Source organism: Pseudactinotalea sp. HY158, assembly GCF_009660225.1.
Taxonomy (GTDB): Bacteria; Actinomycetota; Actinomycetes; order Actinomycetales; family Beutenbergiaceae; genus HY158.
The window spans coordinates 1,847,585-1,869,566 of sequence record NZ_CP045920.1 but is presented as its reverse complement, the minus strand read 5'-3'; the positions used below and the strand labels follow the sequence as shown (position 1 = coordinate 1,869,566).

Here is a 21,982-nt window from a genome sequence, read left to right as displayed (position 1 = left end):
GTCGATTCGGGCGGCGTCACCGAGGGTCCCCAGGAACTCGCGGGCCCCGGGCAGTTCGAGCCACGGCTCGAGCATTCCGGGGGTCTGGGAGCCTTGGCCGGGACAGAGGAGGGCAATCACGGTCTCTACCTTTCCCGAGTCGGGGTGCCGCTCTCGCAATTGGAACGGACCAAGCTTATCCACTGGCGTTGTGCGAAACCTACAAAACCCGCCCGATTGGTGATCCGCGTCGCATCAGCCCGGTGAGGTGGGTCTCGCTGGCCCCTACGGGCAGCCCCGGGAACCTCTCGGGCACGTTCGCCCGGGGCACGGCCCGAGCACGTGCGCGGGGCCTGCCTCGGGGGTAGCGTCCGACGATGGCCAGGTCCAGCAGCGCATCCGATGCCGGCGGCCGCGCCGGCCCGAATCGTCGTGCCGGCGCGGTGACCGGCTCCGTGGTCGGTCCCAGGCCGACGCGCGGTCCGGGGAGCCGGCTGCTCGAACTGCAGGGCGCCGCGGGCAACCGCGCCGTCTCCCGGCTCGTCGCCGCCCCGACGCTCATGCGGCGGATCGGCGCGCAGGCGGTGCCGGGCCCCGGAGGCGGTGGGTTCGCACAGGGCGCACAGGGTGCTCAGGGTGCTCAGGGTGCTCAGGGGGATCAGGACGCACAGGGCGCTCAGGGGGATCAGCGCGTTGAGAGCGGCGGTGCCGCGGCGCCCGTCGAACTCGGCGGGAGGGTCCTTCGAACCCGCCACGAGGCGGCGGACGCGCTGGAGGACTGGGGCAGGTTGCTGAACTACCAGGCAGCCGGCGCGGCCCGCCGGGGGATCCCGGTCCCCGCCGAGGTGGAGGAGGCGAGTTGGCGGCTCGACGTGTTCGTCTCCTCGTTGCGGCAGGGTGTGGGCGCGGAGGAACTCCTCACCGGGACGTATGCCGTCGACGCCCGGGACATGTATGCCGAGCTCGTCCGCGCCGGCAACCGGCTGGCGGTGCTCCGCGTGACGGCACGGCCCGAGGCCCGGGCGCTGGCCGCCCGGGCGGCCGAGGCGCGAGCGACCGCCGCCGAACTCGAGCACCTGGTGGCGCGGCTGCAGGAGGCCCAGCACGCCTATTTCCGCGCCGGCGACGCCGACAGCCTCGCGCGAGTGACCGCCACCCTGGGCGAGGTCGCCTCCGCCCGGATCACGATCGTGGCGGCGTCGCAGTCGCTGTCGGACATCGACACCCGGCTGCGCCGCTGGGCGAGCGTCGGAGCGGCCGCCGGCACCGCACTCGACCTCGCCGGCATGCTCGGCGAGCTCTCCCGCACCGTGGCGCTCGCCGGAAACGTCAAGGAGGCGATGGGAGTGATCGGGTCGTCGATCTCGCTCATCGCCCCGACGGGAATGACCGAGGCCCGCCAGGCGGCGTCGACGACGAGCGCGTTCACCGATATCGCCACGACGGGGGTGGGATTCGCGGTGGGCACCGGCGGTGCGGCGTTCACGGGCTACTTCATGTACGTCAAGGAGATGACCGCCGCGATCCTCGACACACTCGGCCGGATCGAGGGTTACACCGCCCAGGACAACAGTGACCGGATGGCCGTGGGCTGGTACCAGGACGTCAACTGGGCGGTCGAGCCCGGGGGACGGGAGATGTTCCTGTTCCTCGTGCCCCTCATGCACGCATCGTCCGCGGCCGACGTGGCGCGGCCCGCGGAGACCGTGCGCGACTACTTCCTGGCGCACGAGGAGACGTTCCGTGCAGGAATGAGCGACCACGAGGACGTGCCGGCGAGCGGAATGCTGTGGTGGCGAGATCTCGACGGGGAGGCGTTCGGCGCGTGGGCACTGGCCCATCGCGACGAGATCTGGCGGCTCGTCTATGGAACGCGGCGGGTGCCCGCGGCCGACGCCGCCCGGGCCGCTGCCGGCCGGTAGCGCCTACTCGGCCAGGCGGCCCACCGCGATCGCGATCTGCAGCACGAAGCCCTCCCGCGCGTCGGTCGGATCCCACCCGGTGACCGTCGAGATCCGCCGCAACCGGTACCTCACCGTGTTCGGGTGCACGAACAGCCCCCGCGCCGTCGCCTCGACCGAACGGCCCTCGTTCAAGTACGCCGAGAGCGTCTCGAGCAGGGAGGAGCCCGCCGCCACGAGCGGCGCGTAGACGTCGGAGAGCAGGGTGCGGTGCGCGTCCTCGTCGCCGATGAGCATCCGCTCGGGCAGGAGCTCGTCGGCCAGCACCGGCCGGGGGGCCGTGGGCCAGGCCCGCACCGCCCGCAGCCCGCGCAGTGCGGAGCGGGCGGATCGGGAGGCGTCGGCCAGCTCGCGCACCTGTGGGCCGATGACCACCGGCCCGGCGCCGAAGTGCGGCACGAGGGTCTGGGCCTGCGCGCGCAGGTTCCCCTCCCCGCCCAGCACGACGACGAGCCGATCCCCCTGGATCCCCACGAGCGCATCGGAGGCGCTACGGCGGGCGGAGCGCCGGAACTCGGCCGCGCGGACGTCGTCCATGGGTCCGTCGACGCTGCCGACGACGACGACCGTGTTGCCCCGGCCCGCCCAGCCGAGCGCCGAGACCCGGGAGCGGAGGGAGTCGTCGGCATCGCCGCGTAGGAGCGAATCGACCACGAGCGCCTCGAGCCGGGCGTCCCACGCCCCGCGCGATTCGGCGGCGCGGGCGTACACCTCGGCCGCGGAGAAGGCCACCTCGCGGGAGTAGAGCAGCACGGCCTCCCGGAGGGACTGCTCCATCTGCCCGGTCGCGAGCGAGGCCGTGTGCGCCTCGACGACCTCGACGATGATGCGCACGAGCTGGAGGGTGTGCTGGAGCGAGATGGAGCGGGTGAGCTCCGGGGGAGCGGCGCGGAAGATCTCGGCGGCGTTGTAGGCGCCCTGGCCGTTGTTCTCGTACCAGGAGATGAAGCTCTTGATGCCGGCCTGGGCGACGAGCCCGATCCAGGAACGGTCCTCGGCGGGGAGGCCCCGGTACCAGGGCAGGTCCTCGTCGAGGCGCCGCAGCGCGGCCCCGGTGAGCAGGTCCGTGCCCTGCCGGAGCCGGTGCACGAGCTCGAGCGAGGGCGGGGTGCGCAGGGGGCCGGTCGTGCCTGGGGCGGGGGGCGGGCTCACCCGTTCAGGATAGGGCCCCGCGCGACGGGAATTTGTGGAGAATGCACAACGGCGGGTCACCTGGGTGACCCGCCGTCGTGAGGGGACTCGTCCCCGGATGACTCTAGGAGTCGCCGCCCGCGGAACCGGTGGTTCCGGCGTTCACGTCGAGCAGCCGGTACTTCTCGACCGCCTGGGCCGGGATGCCGGCGTCGATCTCGCCGCGAGCCGCGAGCGCCTGGAGCGTCTTGGTCACGAGCGAGTGGGTGTCGATGAGGAAGTGACGACGCACGGCGGGGCGGGTGTCGGAGAACCCGAAGCCGTCGGCCCCGAGCACCCAGTAGTCGCCCGGGACCCACTGGCGCACCTGGTCGGGAACCATGTGGTCGTAGTCGGTCGTCGCCACGAACGGACCCTGAGCCCCGGAGAGCTTCGTGGTGATGTAGGCCTCGCGGCGCTCGCCACCGGGGTTGACGAAGGCCTCCCGGTCGGCGTCGAGCCCGTCGCGGCGCAGTTCGGTCCAGCTCGTGACCGACCAGACGTCGGCGCTCACGCCCCAGTCGTCGGCGAGGAGCTGCTGGGCCTCGAGGGCCCACGGCACCGACACGCCGGAGCCGAGCAGCTGGGCCTTGGGCCCGTCCGCCTGGCTGGTGCTCAACTTGTGGATCCCGCGCAGGATCCCGTCGACATCCACGTCCTCCGGCTCGGCGGGCTGGACCATCGGCTCGTTGTAGACCGTCAGGTAGTAGATGACGTTCGGGTCGCGGGCCTCGCCCTCGCCGTACATCCGCTGCAGCCCGTCCTTGACGATGTGGCGGATCTCGTAGCCGTAGGCCGGGTCGTAGGAGATCACCGCACGGTTCGTCGCCGCGAGCACGGGGGAGTGCCCGTCGGCGTGCTGGAGGCCCTCACCCGTGAGCGTGGTGCGCCCGGCCGTGGCCGCGATGAGGAACCCGCGGGTGAGCTGGTCGCCGGCGGCCCAGAACTGGTCGCCGGTGCGCTGGAACCCGAACATCGAGTAGTAGAAGTAGAACGGCACGAGCGGCTCGCCGTGCGTGGCGTAGGAGGTGCCCACGGCCTGGAACGCCGAGGCCGAGCCGGCCTCGTTGATCCCCGTGTGCAGGAATCCGCCCGCCTCCGACTCCTTGTAGCTCAGCAGCAGGTCACGGTCCACTGCGAGGTAGTGCTGGCCGGTCGTGTTGAAGATCTTCAGGCTCGGGAAGATCGAGTCGAGGCCGAAGGTGCGGGCCTCGTCCGGCACGATCGGCACGATCCGCTTGCCGAAGTCCTTGTCGCGCAGCAGGTCCTTGAACAGCTGCACGAGGGCCTGGGTGGTGGCAACCTCCTGGTGTCCCGACCCCTTCGCGAGGCGGTCGTAGGCCTTGTCCGCGGGGAGGTTCACCTGGGTGTACTTGCTCCGGCGCTCCGGCAGGAATCCTCCCAGGGCGCGGCGGCGCTCGAGCATGTACTGGATCTCGGGTGCGTCCTCGCCCGGGTGGTAGTACGGGGGCAGGTACTCGTCGGCGTCGATCTGCTCGTCGGTGATCGGGATCCGCAGCGAGTCCCGCAGCAGCTTCGTGTCGGCGTTGTGGAGCTTCTTCATCTGGTGCGTCGCGTTGCGCGCCGCGAAGGAGGGCCCCAGGCCGTAGCCCTTGATCGTGTGCGCGAGGATGACCGTCGGCTGGCCCTTGTGGTTGACCGCCGCGTTGTAGGCGGCGTAGAGCTTGCGATAGTCGTGCCCGCCACGCTTGAGCGCCCAGATCTCGTCGTCACTCATGTTCTCGACGAGCGCCTTGGTGCGCGGGTCGCGCCCGAAGAAGTGCTCGCGGATGAACGCGCCGTCCTCGGCCCGGTAGGTCTGGTAGTCGCCGTCGCGGGTGTTGGTCATCAGGTTGACGAGCGCGCGGTCCTTGTCGCCCTCGAGCAGCGGATCCCATTCCCGGCCCCACACGACCTTGATGACGTTCCAGCCGGCGCCGCGGAAGAAGCCCTCGAGCTCCTGGATGATCTGCCCGTTGCCGCGCACCGGGCCGTCGAGGCGCTGCAGGTTGCAGTTGACCACGAACGTGAGGTTGTCGAGCTCCTGCTGGGCCGCGAGCTGGAGCATGCCGCGCGACTCCGGCTCGTCCATCTCGCCGTCGCCGAGGAATGCCCACACGCGCTGCTGGCTCGTGTCCTTGACGCCGCGGCCGTGCATGAACCGGTTGACCCACGCCTGGTAGATCGCCGAGGACGGGCCGAGGCCCATCGAGACCGTGGGGAACTCCCAGAAGTCCGGCATGTTGTGCGGGTGCGGATAGGAGGGCAGCCCCCGCCCGCCGGCGGGGCGGGAGAGCTCCTGGCGGAAGCCGTCCAGGTCCGTCTCGGACAGGCGCCCCTCGAGGAAGGCCCGGGCGTACATGCCGGGGGAGGCGTGCCCCTGGAAGTAGACCTGGTCGCCGCCGCCGGGGTGATCCTTGCCGCGGAAGAAGTGGTTGAGGCCCACCTCGTAGAGGGTGGCCACGGAGGCGTAGGAGGAGATGTGTCCCCCCACGGAGATGCCGGGGCGCTGGGCCCGGGTCACCATGACCGCCGAGTTCCAGCGCAGATAGGCGCGGTAGCGCCGCTCCACGGCCTCGTCGCCCGGGAAGTAGGGCTCGTCGTGCACGCTGATCGTGTTCACGAACGGACTGGTCACGGGCTGCTGCACCGTGACGTTGCGCTCCCGTGCCCGTTGGAGCAGGTTGAGCAGGACGTACCGAGCACGGGGACCGCCGCGCGAGTCGATGAGCCCGTCGAGGGACTCGATCCACTCGGCGGTCTCGTCCGCGTCGATGTCGGGCACCTGACTGATCAGGCCGTTGATCAGTGGCTTCGCTTGAGACGTCACGTCACGTTCTCCTCTCGGGCGTCGAGCGCCGGTGCTCTGTTGACCGTCCGGGCCCATACCGCTGCTTGGTCTCGTGTTGACCATTGTGGTCCGTGGCGCAGGAGAAAAGAACCGGAATGAGACGTGGACCCCTGTGATGTCGCTGACAGGATCTCAAAGTAGGATCATGGATGACCCGAGCCGGGCACCGCAGACGGTCCCGGCGACACACCCCAGGCACCCCAGCGGTGCGCCAGACGAAGGAGAATTGTGGCAGTTCAGTCCGAGACCGACCCGGCGATCGTCATCGCCCGACTCGGTTTCAAGGAGGGCTTCGTTGTGCAGGAGTTCGGCTACGACGACGACGTCGACCTCGGCCTGCGCGAGGAGGTCGAGCGATTGACCGGATCGGAACTGGCAGGCGAGGACGTCGACGACGTGACGGATGCCGCGCTGCTGTGGTGGCGCAGCGACGACGGTGACGCCCACGACCTGACCGACCTCGTGACGGATGCGACCGTCACCCTCGAGGACGGCGGCCTGCTGTGGGTGCTCACGCCCAAGACCGGCAGCGCCGGCCATGTGCCCCCCGGCGACCTCGAGGAGGCCGCGGCCACCGCCGGTATGAACACGACCACCATCGTGCCCGCGGGCGACTGGATCGCCCATCGGTTCACGGCCCGCGGTCGGGGCCGCTGAGGCGTGGCCGCAGGTCCCTGCACGTCGACCGGGCCGATCACCCGGCCGATCACCCGGCCGATCACCGGGCCCATCCACGGGCATCTCGTGGGCGAGCCCGCGCCCGCCTTCGCCGGTGTCGACACCCACGGCGCCGCGGTCACCTCGGCGTCGCTGCGCGCGGGGACGACGCTGCTCGCCTTCTTCCCGTTGGCCTTCACCGGCGTCTGCGGCGACGAACTGGGTGAGCTCTCCGCCGCCGCCGAGCCCGGCGGCGCCCTCGCGGAGTTCGCCGAGAGCGCGGGGACCGCCGGGCTGCGGGTGCTCGCGGTCAGCTGCGATCCGATGGCGAGCCAGCGGGCGTGGCGCGAGCAGCGCGGGTTCGGGTTCGAGCTCGTGTCGGACTTCTGGCCGCACGGGCGGATCGCGCACGCCTTCGGGGTCTTCGACGAGACCTCGGGGCGGGCCGAGCGGGCGAGCTTCCTCATCGATTCCGCGGGCACCGTGCGCTGGTCGCTCGTGCATCCCGCGGGCCTGCCGCGCCCGGTGAGCGCCTATGCGGACGCGCTGGCCGGACTCGCTCGACCGGGGCGGGACTGACGGGTGGGCGCCTTCATGGATCGGTGGTCGCACCGGCCCGGGGACCTGCTGCCCGGCTCACCCGTGGCCATCGCCCACCGGGGCGGTGCGGCGATGGCAGTGAACGCCGGCAGGGAGAACTCCCTCGCCTCCTTCGAGGCCGCCATCGACCTGGGAGTGACTTACCTCGAACTCGACGTGCGCTCGAGCAGCGACGGCGAGGCGTTCGTATTCCACGACGACGACCTCGGCCGGGTGACGGGCCGAAGCGGCCCCCTCGAGGCGCTGACCGCCGCGCAGGTCGATGCGATCCGCCTCGACGGCGGCGACGGGATCCCGCGGCTGGCGGACGTGCTCGACGCGTTCCCCGGCGCCTGGGTCAACGTCGACGTCAAGTCGGATGCCGTGATCGACGCGGCGATCGGGGCGATCGACGGCGCGGGATCGGGCGCCTGGGACCGGGTCGTCGTCGCGGCCTTCTCTCACGAGCGGCTCCTGCGCGTGCGCCACGCGCGGCCGCAGGCGCTCACGTCGACCTCCCCGAGGGAGATCGGCGCGCTCAGGTTCGGCGGGCGCCTCGGGCGCGACTACGTGGGCCGGGGCGGCGCCGTCTGTACGCAGGTTCCCGTGCGACACCGCGGGGCCACGATCGTGACCGGCTCCTTCGTGCGGGCGGCGCACCTGCTCGGACTGCCGGTCCACGTGTGGACGATCGACGAGCCCGCCGAGATGAGCCGGCTGCTCGACGCCGGGGTCGACGGGATCGTCACCGACCGCCCCGACACCCTCGTGGACGTCCTGCGAAGCCGGGGCCAGTGGCACGGGCCGAATTCGGCCTGAGCCGGCCCGAATTGGTCCCGGGCCCGGCGGCGTTGCTAAGCTTCACCGGTGCCGGGGCCTGTAGCTCAGTTGGTTAGAGCGCCACGTTTACACCGTGGATGTCGGGGGTTCGAGTCCCTCCGGGCCCACTCCAAGTTCGTCGTTCTACTGCCCGTCTAGCCGTCGTTCTTGACGATCGCACCGGCCTTGAGGATGACGGGCATCGTCTGCTCGGGTGTGGTGATGACGCCGATGTCCACCAGGGGATCGCCGTCCACGAGCAACAGGTCCGCCAGCGCCCCCTCGGCAACGACCCCCAGCCGGCCGGGGTAGGGGTTGCTCGGACCGGAGAGGGCCAAGAGCTCGGCGTTGCGCGAGGTGGCCGTGATCAGGACCTCGGCCGCGGACATCCACCGGACCAGCTTCGCCAGCCGGTGCGTCTGCCGTCGCCACAGCGCCGGTGAGAACAGGACGTCGGATCCGAAGGCGACGTTGATCCCATGCCTGCCGGCCAGCTCGAAGGCGGTATCGGTGCCGGCAGCCACCTGCAGCTGCTTGACCCGATTGGCGCCCTGGGTCGGCGTGGAGTCCTCGTCGTCGAGGAATGGCTGGAGGCACCACCAGGCGCCGTGCTCGGCCATGAGGGCGGCGGTCTCGTCGTCGATCAGCTGACCGTGCTCGATGCACCGGACGCCCGCCCGTAGCGCCTGCTGCACCGCGCGCGCCGTGTACGCGTGCACGGTGACGTAGGTGCCCCAGTTCTCGGCTGCCTCGACCGCGGCCCGCATCTCCGACTCGGTGTATTGGGTGACGTCCAGCGGGTCATAGGCAGAGGTGACACCACCGCCGCTCATCACCTTGATCTGGCTGGCCCCGAGCATCAACTGCTCGCGCACGCCGCGCAGGACCTCCGGCACCCCGTCGGCGATGACTGCACCGCCGAGCAGCTCCGAGTGGCTCAACCGGCCGTGGGAGCCACGAGGCACCTCGAAGGGCAGCCGGAAGTCTCCGTGCCCCCCGGTCTGGGAGATGAACGCCCCCGAGGGGAAGATCCGAGGCCCCCGTGCCAGGCCCATATCGATCGCCTGCTTGATCCCGAACACCGGGCCGCCGAGATCGCGCACGGTGGTGAATCCGCGAAGAAGTGTCTGTTCGGCACCCGCGGCCGCGGCGATGGCCAGGAAGTACACATTCCCCGTCAGGGCGGTGACCTGGCTGATACCGGCGAAGGACAGGTGCGTGTGCATGTCGATCAGCCCGGGCATCAACGTCCGCCCGGCCCCGTCGATGACGATGTCGGTCGGGGGAGAACCGGCGGTCCCCTCCGTACTCTCGTGACGGGTGGATGCGGTGATCGACGCGATCACCCCGGCCTCGACCCGGACGTCCTGCGCGGCGGACAACCGAGGCTGCACACCGTCGAAGACGCGGACGTCGCGGAACAGGATGCTTGGTGCCTGGTCCAATTCGGGCCACCTTGTCTACTCGCGGATTTCGAGCCGTCTGCACGGAGGATTCAACTGCTGAGCGAGACGCCGGTATAACGTTTCGTCGAGCCTACCGGCGGCCGCGACTCGACCACCTGCGTCTCGGGGTGGCGGCCACCAACGCCGGCTGCGGGTCGGGTCATGCGCCCGCGAGCACGCCGAGGACCGCCTCGCCGTACCGTTCGAGCTTCGCATCGCCGACGCCGGAGACCTGCCGCAGCGCTCCGAGCGAGTCGGGCCGTGCGCGGGCGATGCCCGCGAGCGTCGCGTCATTGAAGACGACGTAGGCCGGCACTCCCTGTTCCTTCGCCACCGCGGCCCGCCAGGTGCGCAGACCCTGGAAGAGTTCCTGCTGCGGCTCGTCCAGCTCCACCGGGGCGGCCTTGGTCTTCGGCGCGCGGGTGGCCCGCACCCGCTCGGGCTCCCGGCGCAGCCGCACCGGCTGCTCCCCGCGCAGGACCGGTGCGGCGGCCTCGGTCGGCGCAAGCACCCCGTATTCGCCGCGGACCTCGATGAGTCCGTGCGCGAGCAGCTGGCGCACGACCCCGCGCCAGTCCTGCTCGCCGAGCTCCGTGCCGATCCCGAACGTCGACAGGTCGTTGTGGCGCAGCCGCACCACCCGCTCGGTCTCCCGGCCGAGCAGGATGTCCACGAGGTGCCCGGCGCCGAAGCTCTGCCCGTGCTCGGTGCGCAGCCGCAGGATCGTCGAGAGCAGCTTCTGTGCCGGCACCGTGCCGTCGACCGTCTCCGGCGGGGCGAGGCACGTGTCGCAGTTGCCGCACGCCTCGCTCTCCTCGCCGAAGTAGCGCAGCAGCTGCCGGCGCCGGCACTGGACCGTCTCGCACAGGGCGAGCATCGCGTCCAGGTGGAGGGTCTGGGCGCGCTTGCGCTGCCGGTCGCCCTCGCCGCCTGAGATCATCCGGCGCTGTTGGACGACGTCCGCGAGCCCGTACGCGAGCCACGCGGTCGAGGGCAGCCCGTCGCGGCCCGCGCGGCCGGTCTCCTGGTAGTAGCCCTCGATGCTCTTGGGAAGGTCGAGGTGCGCCACGAACCTCACGTCCGGCTTGTCGATGCCCATGCCGAACGCGATCGTGGCCACCATGACCACGCCGTCCTCGCGCAGGAAGCGCGCCTGGTTGCGCGCGCGCAACTCGGCGGGCAGGCCCGCATGGTAGGGGAGCGCCGTGATCCCCTCGCCGGTGAGCCACTCGGCGGTGCGCTCGACCGAGGCCCGGCTCAGGCAGTACACGATCCCGGCGGCACCAGGATGCTCCTCCCGGATGAGCCGCAGCAGCGCCCGCCGGGCCTCCTGCTTCGGGGCGATGCGGTACTGGATGTTCGGCCGGTCGAAGCCGGCGACGAACACGCGGGCGCCGTCGAGCCGGAGGTTGCGGGTGATCTCCTCGCGCGTGTCCCGCGTGGCGGTGGCGGTCAGGGCGATCCGCGGCACGTGCGGCCAGCGTTCGTGCAGGATCGTCAGGCCGAGGTAGTCCGGCCGGAAGTCGTGCCCCCACTGGGCCACGCAGTGCGCCTCGTCGATCGCGAAGAGCGAGATGTGGGCGCGATCGAGCAGCGCGGTCGCCGCGGCCAGCCGCTCGGGGGCGAGGTAGAGCAGGTCGAGTTCGCCGTCGAGCAACCGCCGCTCGACCTCCCGGCGCTCGGGCGTGCTCTGGGTCGAGTTGAGGAACGCCGCGCGCACCCCGAGTTGGGCGAGGGCGTCCACCTGGTCGTGCATGAGCGCGATGAGCGGACTGATGACGACGCCCGTTCCCTCCCGCACGAGCGCCGGAACCTGGTAACACAGGCTCTTCCCGCCGCCGGTGGGCATGAGCACGAGGGCATCCTCGCCGCGGACGACGGCGTCGATGATCTCCGCCTGCCGGCCTCGGAACGAGTCGTAGCCCCAGATCGTCGTGAGCGCCTCGAGGGGAGTCATGGCCGCGGCCGGTGCGGCAGGGACCGACGGGCTCGGCTGGCTCGGCTGGCGCGGCTGGCTCGGCGGCGCCGCCGATTCGGCGCGCCGCGGCTCGGGCGGCTCCCACAGCTCCGGCTCCTCGGGCGGCTCCCAGCTATCCGGCTCCTCGGGCGGCGGCTCCGGCCAGGAGGGGTCCTCGGGGTTCCACGTCTCGCTCACCCTGCCAGGCTAGGTGCTGTGCGGAGCCGGTACGGACCCGCCGAGGCGATACCCCGATGTGTGCCGCGGGCGCGAGGCGTCCGTCAGATCGCGTCGGGGTGAGCCGTCGCGGGCGTTCGGATGGCGCGGGCGTACCACCGTCGATCGCGGTGCTCGATCCGGATCGGATGGTCGAAGCTCTCGGTGACCAGCTCCGTCGTCAACACGTCCTGCGCCGCTCCCACCGCGACGAGGCGACCGTCCTTGACCAGGGCCGCATGCGTCGTCGACTCGGGCAGTTCCTCGAGGTGATGGGTCACGAGCACGGTGGCCAGCTCGGGACGCAGGCGATGCAATCGGTCGACCGTCTCCAGGTACTGCTCCCGGGCCGCGACGTCCAGGCCGGTCGACGGCTCGTCGAGCAGGAGCAGGGCCGGCTTCGTCAGCAGCGCCCTCGCGATGAGCGTCCTGCCCCGCTCTCCCTGTGACATCGTCGTCCAGTCGGCGTCGGCGACGGCGTGCAGTCCGAGCGCATCGATCAGCCGGTCGGCTCGTTCGCGCACCGGCGGGCCGGGTGTCCACCGGGGCATGAGTTCGGTCGTGCCGGTCGCCCCCGTGAGCACGACCTCCCGGGCGGTGAGCGCGGACCGTAGGGGGTGGCGCGGATCGACATGTCCGATGGCTTCGCGCAGCTTGCGGATCTCCACCCGGCCCAGCCGGCTCCCGAGGACGTGCACGGTGCCGCGCGTGGGGTGCTGCTGCGCCCCGCACAGGCTGAGGATCGTGCTCTTGCCGGCACCGTTCGGGCCGATGAGCGCCCAATGCTCACCCGCGTGGACGGTCAGGTTGATGTCGGTGAGGATTCGGCGTGCCCCTCGCACGACGTCGACGTTTCGCAGCGACAGGATGTCGGTCACGCGCAAGACCCTTCGAATTCGGCGGCAGCGGGGATGATGTGCCGGCACGGAACGTCGCCGGAGCGGCGACGGGCCGACCCGAACACGGGATAGACTCTACACAACTCCTCAGACAAGTAGATTGGTGTCATCGATGGTCGAGATCAGGCGGGTCTCGCTCGCGGACCAGGCGGCCGCCGCCCTGCTCGAGCGGATCCGCGCCGGCGAGTGGCCGCTCGGCGCCAGACTGCCGGGGGAGACGACACTCGGGCCACAGCTCGGGGTCGGACGCTCGACCGTGCGCGAGGCGATCAGGCAGCTCGCGGGCCAGGGGGTGCTCGAGGCGCGGCAGGGCGCGGGGGTGTTCGTCACCGCCCTCGACACGGGCGAGGAGTGGGACGCCGTGCTGCGCCGGGCGGGGATCGTCTCGGTGATCGAGGCGCGCATCGCGATCGAGGCCGAGGCCGCCGCCCACGCCGCCGAGCGGCGCACACCCGCCGCGCTCCGGGCGATCCGCCGCGCGCTCGCCGAACGCCGGGATCGGCCCGGCGGCATCGAGGAGTACGTGGACGCCGACATGCGCTTCCATCGCACCGTCGTCGCCGCCGCCGACAACCCCGTTCTGCTCGAGATCTTCGATGCGTTCGTGCCGAGGCTGCGCCGGGCGATGATCGAGATGCTGCGCATGGGCCGGCACGTCTCCGATGACGCGGACCACGCCGCCCACGCCGACCTGACCGAGGCGATCGCCGCGCGCGACGCCGAGGCCGCGCGCCGGCTCAGTCGTGCCCATCTCGTCTCCCTCGCGGACGCGCTTCGGTAGGCATTCCGTTCGTCCACTCGTGTACCGGTAGGGTTCCGCCATGGCCGGGACCGTCGAAGCGCGCCCCGCCGGGGGGATCGCCGGTGATCGGAGGGATGGACTCATGACGAGCGGTTTCGCTGTGATCGACTTCGAGACGACGGGGGTCGTGCCGGAACGAACCGACCGCGTGATCGAGGTCGGGGTCGTGCTCGCCGCCCCGTCCGGGCGCATCGAACACGAATGGACGACGCTGCTCAACCCGCGTCGTGACCTCGGCCCGACGCGTATCCACGGCGTCCGTGCCGCCGACGTGGTCGACGCGCCGGACTTCGGTGACGTGGCCGATCACCTGGTCGAACTGCTGCGGGGCCGCACGGTCGTTGCGCACAACGCCTCGTTCGACATGCGTTTCCTCCACGCCGAACTCGCCCGGGCCCGGTACGAGATCGCCGGCCGGCCGCCGGCCCTGTGCTCGATGAAGTGGGCGGGCCGGGTGCTCGGGACGGCCAAGCTCGCGCACTGCTGCGACGCCCTCGACATCGAGCTCGCCAACGCGCACTGCGCCCTCGACGATGCCCGCGCCACCGCCCGACTCGTCGCGCACCTGGCGCACCGGCTCGACGGCGATCGGGCGTGGGAGACGGATCGACGGGCCGGAGCGGCCTTCGTCTGGCCGGCCCCGCGCGGGGCATCGGTTCCCTTCACCCCCGCACACCGCGGCACATCGGCGCAGAATGAGGGCTCGTGGCTCGAGTCCGTGCTCGCTGCCGCCTGGATCCCCGGTTCCCCCGAGGACGAGGCGTCCTACCTCATGGCGCTGGACCGCGCACTCCTCGACCGCACGATCTCCGTGACCGAGGGGCGTGAACTATTCGAGGTGGCGCGTGCCGCCGGCCTCGGCCCCGAGACGGTCGCCCGCCTCCACCGCGACTACCTGCGATCGGTGGCCCAGGAGGCCCTGGCCGACGGCGTCGTCACGGCGCAGGAGCACGCCGACCTCGCAACCGTGGCGGCGGCCCTCGGGCTCGGGGCCCGTTCGATCGAGGAGGCACTGGCCGAGGGGGCCCGGACCGAGCGGTCGGGCGGCGGCTTCGTGCTCGAGCGCGGTGACCGCGTCGTGTTCACCGGTGAGCTGCGGCGCGGCCGCGACGAGTGGGTCGACGCCGTCCTGGCGGCCGGCCTGACCACGGGCGGGGTCACGAAGTCGACGAAGGTCGTCGTCGCCGCCGATCCCGATTCGCTCAGCGGCAAGGCCGCCAAGGCCAAGCGGTACGGACTGCCCATCGTGACCGAGGAGGGCTTCGAGCGGCTCTTCGCCGCGTTCCACGCCTAGCTCTCATCCCGCACGGCCACGTGAGCCGGTCCTCAGGCCATGAACGGGTCGAAGATGGCCGCCACGAGCCCGGTGGCACGGGGTCCGTCCCCGTCTGCGATCGCCTCGACCAGATCGTGATGATCCCGATGCGCCCGGTCGACGTCGCCCGAACCCACGGGGCCGTCCTCGCGCATGTGCCCGGCGAAGACGTCGAGCATGCTGGAGTACAGCTCGAGGTAGAGCGGGTTGTGGGTCGCCGCGACGATGGCCCGATGGAGGGCGAGATCCGCACCCGCGCGGACATCGGTGTCGCCGGTGGACCAACTCGCCTCCCGACGCCCACACAGGTCGCGCAGCCGCTCGATATCGGCCTCGGTGCGCCGTGCCGCCGCGAGCGATGCCGCCGTCGTGTCGAGGGCGAGGCGCAGCTCCAGGTAGTCGCGCCGCCGGCCGCCGGCGAGCCCGCGTTCCAGCGGTCCGGTGAGTTCGGAATCGGAGATGACGAACGTGCCGCGGCCCTGCTCCCGGCGCAGCAGGCCCGCATGCACGAGCGACTGCAGCCCCTCCCGGACCGTGTTGCGGCCGATCCCGAAGCTCGCGACGAGCTCGACCTCGGTCGGGATCCGCTCACCGACCGGCCACCGGCCCGAGAGCACCTCGTCGCGGAAGAGCGAGGCGGCCTGATCGATCAGCCCGACTCGATGCATCGGCCGTGGCGTGTTATCGTCCTCAGGCATCCCATCATCCCATCATTTGTCGACTTCGTAGTGGAGTGTAGCGTGGCACCCCAATCCTCATCGCAGCGCCCGGCGGGCACGCGACGCCTCGGCGTCCTGGCGGGTCTCGCGATCGTTCTGACGGCGGTCAACCTTCGGACCGCGGTGACGGGGTTCACTCCACTCCTCGAGATCATCGGCGCCGATCTCGGATACGGCGTACTGGTGGCGGGACTGCTCGGCACCGTGCCGGCGGCGGCCTTCGGGGTCTTCGGCTTCCTGGCGCCCGTGGTCACGCGCAGGTTCGGGCTCGAGCGGACGGCCGCGGTGGCGATGGCCCTGACCGCCCTCGCGCTCGTCGCGCGCACCTACTCGTCGACCCCGGTCGCGCTCGTGGCCTCGACCGTGCTCGCCCTCGCCGGGATCGGGGCGGCGAACGTCGTCATCGTGCCGCTGGTCAAGGCCTGGTTCCCGGGCCGGGTCGCGCTGTGGACCTCCCTCTACCTCATCTCCATGCAGACCGGGCAGTTCGTCGCCCCGCTGCTCGCCGTGCCGGTCGCCCAGGCGACGAGTTGGCGGCTCTCGGTCGGGATGTGGGTCGGGCCGATCGCCCTGGCCGGGCTCGCCTGGCTCGTGGTGACGACGAGGCTGCCCGGCCGTGGCGGTGCGACCCCCCGCCGGGACGCCCCGGCCGCGTCCGTCTCCGCCCGGCCGAGGCTGGGCAACTCGGCGATCGTGTGGGGGCTGGTGATCCTGTTCGCGATGATCTCGGTATCGAACTACGGGATCATCACCTGGGTGCCCGCCATGATCACCCACGCCGGCGGCACCGCGGCGCTGGGCGGGTCGATGGTCGGGCTCTACTCCGCCTGGGGAGTGGTCGCGGCGCTGGTCGTGCCCCAACTGACCGTGCGGCTGCGCAGGCCGTTCGTGGTGGTCGTCGTCTGCTCGATCTTCCTCGTGGCCGGCTACGTCGGGCTGCTCGTCTCCCCGCTCGTGGGAACGCCGCTGTGGATGTGCGCCCTGGGGATCGGGGTGAGCACGTTCCCGCTGTGCATGACCCTCATCAACGTCCGGACCAGGACGACGCAGTCCGCCTCGGTCGTCTCGGGCTTCGTGCAGGGCGTCGGCTACGCGCTCGCGGCCGTGGCGCCGTTCGGGCTCGGACTCCTGCGCGAGGCGACGGGTTCGTGGACGGTCCCGCTCCTCGTGCTCGCCGCGAGCGCCGTGCCCAGCCTCATCGGCGGGTGGTTCGCATGCCGGCCGCGGTTCGTGGAGGACTCGCTCCCCGGCGTGCGGGCGCGGGATGCCGATCGGTTGCCGCAGCCGTAGCGAGCCGGCCGGCAGCCCCCGCGACCCCTGCGTTCACCGGCGCCGACTGGCCCCCTCCCGGCGCCGGACCATCTCGGCGATCCACACCGGGGCGTAGGGCGAGGTGCAGTTCGGAGGGGTCGGATAGTCGCGCAGGACCCCGAGCCGCTCCCCGATCGCGAGCGCCCGGGCCCGCACTCCGGCATCCTCGATGCCGATCTGGGCGAGCGTGTGGTTCATCGCCCACTGGAGTCGCTCGGGGGCGCGGGCCATCTGGTCCTCGATCCGGTCGAGCAGCCTCGGCAGGTCGAGTCCGTCCGGGTCCTTGACCACCCGCTCGGACGTGAGCGCCCAGCCGGCGCTCGCGACAACGGGGTCGGGGTCGTCGAACCAGGCGAGGCGGAGCTCCTCGGCGTGCCCGCTCTTCTTCACGATGTAGTTGACGAGCCAGTCGTGGACCTTCGGGGAGCCGCCCGCTCGCAGCCACGCGTCGAGCCGCTTGCGGTCGAACGTGCGCGGCCTGCTGATGAGGATGGCCACGAGCCGGGCCGCGCTGTCGCCGGTCGCCCACAACTGCGGGGCGAGCTCGGGCCGGCCCTTGATCCGCTTCGCGAGTTCCCGCAACCGGGTGAGGTTGACGGCGTGGTCGTCGCCGTGGCGCCTGTTCACCGCGAGGATCTTCGGATCCGCCAGCGCCTCCAGCTTGACCATCACGTCGTCGACCGTCATCGCACCGGGCGCAACCGCGGCCTTTCGCTCCGCCGATTCACCCGAGCTCATCGATTCCTCCCCGTCGTGCTGCCTCGTACGGCCATGGCGGCGAGCCTAGCCGGGCCGGCCGGCGGGATACCCGGGCCGGCCCGGCGCACGTAGGGTGGCACCCATGACTGCGGCGAAGGTCGACGTCAGGAAGGACCTCGACTCCTACCGGGCCCGCAGCGGGCGGTTCCGGCTGCTCGACGTGCCGCCCCGGCGCTACCTCGCGGTCGACGGCGCCGGTGACCCGAACACCTCACCCACGTTCACCGCGGCGATCGAGACCCTCTACCCGGTGGCGTACGGCCTCAAGTTCGCAAGTAGGGACGCCGGCCGGGACTATGTCGTACCGCCGCTCGAGGGCCTGTGGTGGGCAGACGACATCGCGGCCTTCACCAGCGCACGCGACAAGTCCCGCTGGCACTGGCGCCTGCTCCTGCTCGTGCCCGAGTGGCTCGGGCCGGACGACGTCGACGCCGCCACGGCCGCGGCCGCCGCGAAGGGCGCCGGACCTCGGCTCGCCGACCTGCACCTCGAGGACCTCCACGAGGGCCGCTGCGTGCAGACCCTGCACGTCGGCCCCTTCGACGACGAGGCCGGCGTGCTCCGCCGGCTCCATTGCGAGTTCCTGCCCGCCCACGACCTGCGCCCGACCGGCGTCCACCACGAGATCTATCTGAGCGATGTGCGCCGGGCCGCCCCGGATCGCCGGCGCACGATCCTGCGCCAGCCGGTCGAATAGGCTCGATCGGGAGCCGGCCGGCGCGCGGAGCCGCATTGCCACGCGCGGGGCGCGGGCGTATCATTTCCTCCTCGAATCAGGCGCACCAGTTCCGGCGGGCGGTCGCGACGATGAATCCAGCGGTGGCGGATTTCCCCAGGTCGCTGCGCGACGCCGTCATCACGCGCGACGACCCGGAGTACGCCCGGGCGCGGGCGGTGTGGAACGGCGTGATCGACCGCTACCCGCTCGCGGTCGTGCGGTGCCGGTCCGTCGACGACGTGCGCCTCGCCGTCGAGATCGCCCGCCGGCACCTCTGGCCCCTCGCGGTCCGCGGCGGCGGACACAGCGTGGCCGGCCACGGCACCGTCGACGACGGGCTCGTGCTCGACCTCGCGCGGCTCACCGGTCTCGAATTCGACCCGGACCGGCGTCTCGTGACCGCCGGGGGCGGCGCCACCTGGGGCCAGGTCGACGCGGCGACCCAGGCGGCGGGCCTGGCCGTGCCCGGCGGCGTGTTCTCACGAACGGGAATCGCAGGTCTGACCCTCGGCGGCGGCTACGGATGGATCCGCAACAGGTACGGGCTCAGCTGCGCGAGCCTGGTCCGTGCCGAGATGGTCACGGCCGACTCCGAGGCCGTCACGGCGAGCGCCACCGAGAACCCCGAGCTGCTGTGGGCGCTGCGTGGATCGGGAGGCAACGTCGGCGTCGTTACCTCCTTCACCTACCGCGCCCACCCCGTGGGGCCGCGCGCCTACTTCCTCTTCGTGTTCCACGACGCCCGCGCCGGCCGGGCCCGGCGCGGGCTGCGGCTGTTCCGGGACTTCTGCCGGGCCGCGCCCGGAGAGGTGAGCACCCTCGCGTTCCTCGGCCGGGTGCCGGACGCGGGCGAGGGCTTCGCGGCGGGCACCGCCGGATGGCCGTTCGTCGGGTTCGCGGGCCTGTACGTGGGCGACCCGGGGGAGGGGGCCTCGCTCCTGAGTCCGCTGCGGGAGTTCAGCCGCGACCCGTTGGCCGACGCAAGCGGCGTGACCGACTACGTCGACGTCCAGCAGGTCTTCGATGCGGACTACCCGGACGGCGGCCGCTACTACTGGAAGTCGGTCAACCTCGAGACGCTCGACGAGGAGACGATCGACCTGCTGGCCGAGGCCGGACGATCCGCCCCCTCCGACCTGAGCACGATCGACCTCTGGCACAACGCGGGCGCCGCGACGGGTCCGGTCGACGGCGCCCTCAGCTCGCACGCCGCCTTCATGATCAACCCGGAGGCCAACTGGGTCACGGCCGCGGACGACCCGGCGAACATCCACTGGGTCCGCGAGCTCGTGGCCGCGCTCACGCCGAAGTCCGACGGCTCCCGCTACCTCAACTTCGCCGGCTTCCAGGAGGAGGGCGAGGACGCCGTGCGGGCGACCTTCCGCGACGACTACGTCCGACTCGCCCGCATCAAGGCCCGGTGGGATCCGGAGAACTGCTTCCGGCTCAACCAGAACGTGCATCCCGCCGCCTGAGTGCGGCGCCACCGGCCCCGCCCGCTACGGTGGGCCGGTGCCCAAGAAGCCGACCTCGGGGTCGACCCCGGCCGTGCGCGCCCTGCTCGCCGCGGGCGTCGCGTTCACCGAGCGCCCCTACGACCACGACCCCGCCGCGCCGTCCTTCGGCCTCGAGGCGGCCGCCGCCCTCGGGCGAGACCCCTCCCAGGTGTTCAAGACCCTCCTCGTCGACGCCGGCTCCGGCCTCGCCGTCGGTATCGTGCCCGTGTCCGCCACCCTGGACCTCAAGGCGATGGGCGCCGCCCTCGGGGTGAAGAAGGTCGCGATGGCCGCGGTGGCCGACGCCGAACGCGTCACTGGCTACGTCGCCGGCGGCATCTCCCCGATCGGGCAGCGGCGCGCGCTGCCGACCGTCCTCGACTCCTCCGCCGGCCGATGGACGACGCTGCTCGTCTCGGGCGGTCGGCGCGGCCTGGACATCGAGCTCGCCCCGGCCGACCTCGCAGCGCTCACCCGCGCTACGCGGGCCGCGATCGCGTCGTCCTGAATCCCGCTCTGTGCGCGACCGCACTGTTCCGGGCGCACCACCGTGGACATAAGATATTTACATGATGATGACCGGTCCGGCGGCGACGCGGCGCGAGCTCCTTCTCGCCGCCTCCAGGGAGATCGCCGAGCGCGGCTACAGCGCGACCTCGTTCGCCGCCGTCGCGGCCAGGATCGGGCTGACCAAGGGCGCCTTCTCGTACCACTTCCCCACGAAACGCGACCTCGCCCGGGCCCTCGCCGGCGCCTTCCACGATGCCCTCGTGTACGCGGATGCCGACGCCCGACGCTTCTTCCCCGAGGGGGACCTGCGCACCGCGATCCGGTGTCTCATGAGCCTGTCGCTGCAGACGAGCCGCAGCCCGTTCGCGCGGGCCGCCCTCACGCTCGTCTTCGATCCGGAGCCGCCCGTCGAGGAGGTGGGCGAGGAGTTCGAATTCTGGACGGCGATGCTCGCCGAGTACCTGCGCGTCGCCGAGGAGAAGCACCAGGCCCGTCTCGTCATGCCCGGCGACGAGTGCGCGACCTACCTGACCGTCACGCTCCTGGGGATGAGCTTCCTCTCGCAACGGGACTTCGTGCAGCCGCGCGTGGATCAGCTCACCGCCCTGCGCTGCATGCTCGACTCGATCGGCGTGGTCGACGCCCGCGCCGTCACCGACGAGGCACTCGCCGAGCCCGTGATCTACGAATGGCCGCAGAGCGACCTGAACCGCGCCGAGATCCTCGGCTGACGGGTTCGTCGGGTCGCATCGGGGCTCATCCGGGTCGATCCGGGGTCGGCGCACGGGGCCGGGACGCGCTAGCGTGAGCGCACGACTATGGAAGGCAGAGCATGAGTATTCGCGTTGGGATCGTCGGCTACGGCAACCTGGGGCGCGGCGTCGAGCAGGCGCTCGCCCGGCAGCAGGACCTGCACCTCGTGGGCATCTACACCCGGCGCGACCCCCTCGCTGTCGCGCCGGCCTCGGGTGACGTGCACGTCGGGCGGGTCGACGAGCTCGCCGACGAGGACACCCGGGCGGGGATCGACGTGCTCATCCTCTGCGGCGGCTCCCGCCTCGACCTGCCCGAGCAGGGCCCGGAGCTCGCGCGCTCCTACACGACGGTCGACTCCTTCGACACCCACGCGCGCATCCCCGAGTACTTCGCCGCCGTCGACGCCGCCGCCCGCGCCGGGAACACCACCGCGATCATCTCGGTGGGCTGGGACCCGGGCCTGTTCTCCCTCAACCGGGTCTACGCCCAGTCGGTGCTGCCGCAGGGCACGACGGCGACCTTCTGGGGCAAGGGACTGAGCCAGGGCCATTCCGACGCGGTCCGGCGGGTGCCCGGAGTGGCCGCCGGTGTGCAGTACACGGTGCCGAACGAGGAGGCGATCGCCCGGGTGCGCGCCGGAACCGGCGCCGACCTGGCCACCCGCGACAAGCACACCCGGCACTGCTACGTCGTGCTCGCCGACGGCGCGGACGCCGAGGAGGTGCGCTCGGCGATCGTCACGATGCCCGACTACTTCGCCGACTACGACACGACCGTCACCTTCATCTCGGCCGAGGAGCTCCGGCGCGACCATTCGGCCATGCCGCACGGCGGCGTCGTCATCCATTCGGGCGAGACGAGCCCGGGCACGGTCAACTCGATCGAGTACCGGCTCACGCTCGCCTCCAACCCCGAGTTCACCGCGAGCGTGCTCGTGGCCTACGCCCGCGCCGCTCACCGGCTCAGCAGTGCAGGTGAGCACGGGGCCAAGACCGTGTACGACATCGCACCCGGGCTGCTCTCGCCTCGGAGCCCCGAGCAGCTGCGGGCCGGGGAGCTCTGA

The 21,982-nt window shown here is 71.8% G+C and carries 19 protein-coding genes and 1 tRNA gene; 13 read left to right on the top strand and 7 right to left on the bottom strand.

All coding sequences use genetic code 11. The annotated features are described in order from the left end of the window. Positions 1-356 precede the first annotated feature (356 nt). The gene (locus GCE65_RS08340) at positions 357-1,901 is read left to right on the top strand and encodes a hypothetical protein (protein WP_153878059.1); all 1,545 of its coding nucleotides are present in this window, start codon (positions 357-359) and stop codon (positions 1,899-1,901) included. Positions 1,902-1,904: 3 nt separating this feature from the next. Here the strand turns inward: GCE65_RS08340 and GCE65_RS08335 are convergent, their stop codons facing one another. Both GCE65_RS08335 and aceE read right to left on the bottom strand, forming a co-directional pair. Further along, entirely contained in the window at positions 1,905-3,092 is a 1,188-nt protein-coding gene (locus GCE65_RS08335; RefSeq protein ID WP_153878058.1) for a CdaR family transcriptional regulator, read from the bottom strand. 103 nt (positions 3,093-3,195) lie between these two features. Then, complete coding sequence (aceE, locus tag GCE65_RS08330) at positions 3,196-5,997, bottom strand: pyruvate dehydrogenase (acetyl-transferring), homodimeric type (protein ID WP_153878057.1); 2,802 nt, start codon at positions 5,995-5,997, stop codon at positions 3,196-3,198. Positions 5,998-6,189: 192 nt separating this feature from the next. Between aceE and GCE65_RS08325 the strand changes: the two genes are divergently transcribed. The 4 genes from GCE65_RS08325 to GCE65_RS08310 all read left to right on the top strand — a co-directional run bounded on the left by GCE65_RS08325 (position 6,190) and on the right by GCE65_RS08310 (position 8,144). Further along, positions 6,190-6,618 (top strand): DUF3052 domain-containing protein, encoded by a 429-nt coding sequence (locus GCE65_RS08325; RefSeq protein ID WP_153878056.1) that lies wholly within the window; start codon positions 6,190-6,192, stop codon positions 6,616-6,618. 3 nt (positions 6,619-6,621) lie between these two features. Then, complete coding sequence (locus GCE65_RS08320) at positions 6,622-7,197, top strand: redoxin domain-containing protein (protein WP_228759846.1); 576 nt, start codon at positions 6,622-6,624, stop codon at positions 7,195-7,197. Positions 7,198-7,212: 15 nt separating this feature from the next. Next, positions 7,213-8,016, top strand: coding sequence for a glycerophosphodiester phosphodiesterase family protein (locus GCE65_RS08315; RefSeq protein ID WP_153878055.1), 804 nt, complete (start codon positions 7,213-7,215; stop codon positions 8,014-8,016). A 54-nt stretch (positions 8,017-8,070) separates the two neighbouring features. Next, positions 8,071-8,144 (top strand) — tRNA-Val (locus tag GCE65_RS08310). A gap of 27 nt (positions 8,145-8,171) precedes the next feature. Here GCE65_RS08310 and GCE65_RS08305 read toward each other — a convergent pair. The 3 genes from GCE65_RS08305 to GCE65_RS08295 all read right to left on the bottom strand — a co-directional run bounded on the left by GCE65_RS08305 (position 8,172) and on the right by GCE65_RS08295 (position 12,512). Further along, positions 8,172-9,461 (bottom strand): amidohydrolase family protein, encoded by a 1,290-nt coding sequence (locus GCE65_RS08305; protein ID WP_194928643.1) that lies wholly within the window; start codon positions 9,459-9,461, stop codon positions 8,172-8,174. Positions 9,462-9,621: 160 nt separating this feature from the next. Beyond that, positions 9,622-11,418, bottom strand: a complete 1,797-nt coding sequence (recQ, locus tag GCE65_RS08300; protein ID WP_153879195.1) for a DNA helicase RecQ — start codon at positions 11,416-11,418, stop codon at positions 9,622-9,624. Between the two features lie 281 nt (positions 11,419-11,699). Then, positions 11,700-12,512 carry an ABC transporter ATP-binding protein gene (locus tag GCE65_RS08295; RefSeq protein WP_228759845.1) on the bottom strand — a complete coding sequence of 271 codons (813 nt, stop codon included), beginning with the start codon at positions 12,510-12,512 and terminating at the stop codon, positions 11,700-11,702. Between the two features lie 133 nt (positions 12,513-12,645). Here GCE65_RS08295 and GCE65_RS08290 point away from each other — a divergent pair, with 133 nt between their 5' ends. Together GCE65_RS08290 and GCE65_RS08285 are read left to right on the top strand one after the other, a co-directional pair. Then, complete coding sequence (locus GCE65_RS08290) at positions 12,646-13,314, top strand: FadR/GntR family transcriptional regulator (protein WP_153878053.1); 669 nt, start codon at positions 12,646-12,648, stop codon at positions 13,312-13,314. A 103-nt stretch (positions 13,315-13,417) separates the two neighbouring features. After that, on the top strand, positions 13,418-14,629 hold the full coding sequence (locus tag GCE65_RS08285) for an exonuclease domain-containing protein (protein WP_194928642.1): 1,212 nt from the start codon (positions 13,418-13,420) through the stop codon (positions 14,627-14,629). Positions 14,630-14,661: 32 nt separating this feature from the next. Here GCE65_RS08285 and GCE65_RS08280 read toward each other — a convergent pair whose 3' ends face one another. Beyond that, positions 14,662-15,348 (bottom strand): FadR/GntR family transcriptional regulator, encoded by a 687-nt coding sequence (locus tag GCE65_RS08280; RefSeq protein ID WP_228759844.1) that lies wholly within the window; start codon positions 15,346-15,348, stop codon positions 14,662-14,664. Positions 15,349-15,390: 42 nt separating this feature from the next. On the opposite strand from GCE65_RS08280, the gene GCE65_RS08275 reads away from it, so the two are divergent. Beyond that, complete coding sequence (locus GCE65_RS08275; RefSeq protein WP_194928641.1) at positions 15,391-16,659, top strand: MFS transporter; 1,269 nt, start codon at positions 15,391-15,393, stop codon at positions 16,657-16,659. A gap of 33 nt (positions 16,660-16,692) precedes the next feature. Here GCE65_RS08275 and GCE65_RS08270 read toward each other — a convergent pair whose 3' ends face one another. After that, positions 16,693-17,418 carry a DNA alkylation repair protein gene (locus GCE65_RS08270; protein WP_228759843.1) on the bottom strand — a complete coding sequence of 242 codons (726 nt, stop codon included), beginning with the start codon at positions 17,416-17,418 and terminating at the stop codon, positions 16,693-16,695. A gap of 103 nt (positions 17,419-17,521) precedes the next feature. Here GCE65_RS08270 and GCE65_RS08265 point away from each other — a divergent pair, with 103 nt between their 5' ends. The 5 genes from GCE65_RS08265 (at position 17,522) to GCE65_RS08245 (ending at position 21,982) form a co-directional block, all read left to right on the top strand. After that, a complete protein-coding gene (locus GCE65_RS08265) occupies positions 17,522-18,136 on the top strand; it encodes a GyrI-like domain-containing protein (RefSeq protein ID WP_153878049.1) in 615 nt (204 codons plus the stop codon). Positions 18,137-18,258: 122 nt separating this feature from the next. Beyond that, complete coding sequence (locus GCE65_RS08260; RefSeq protein WP_194928640.1) at positions 18,259-19,632, top strand: FAD-binding oxidoreductase; 1,374 nt, start codon at positions 18,259-18,261, stop codon at positions 19,630-19,632. Between the two features lie 37 nt (positions 19,633-19,669). Then, positions 19,670-20,161: a Cys-tRNA(Pro) deacylase gene (ybaK, locus tag GCE65_RS08255; protein ID WP_153878047.1), complete on the top strand. Its 492-nt coding sequence runs from the start codon at positions 19,670-19,672 to the stop codon at positions 20,159-20,161. A gap of 61 nt (positions 20,162-20,222) precedes the next feature. Continuing rightward, positions 20,223-20,894 (top strand): TetR/AcrR family transcriptional regulator, encoded by a 672-nt coding sequence (locus GCE65_RS08250; RefSeq protein WP_228759842.1) that lies wholly within the window; start codon positions 20,223-20,225, stop codon positions 20,892-20,894. Positions 20,895-20,995: 101 nt separating this feature from the next. Next, positions 20,996-21,982, top strand: a complete 987-nt coding sequence (locus GCE65_RS08245; RefSeq protein ID WP_153878046.1) for a diaminopimelate dehydrogenase — start codon at positions 20,996-20,998, stop codon at positions 21,980-21,982.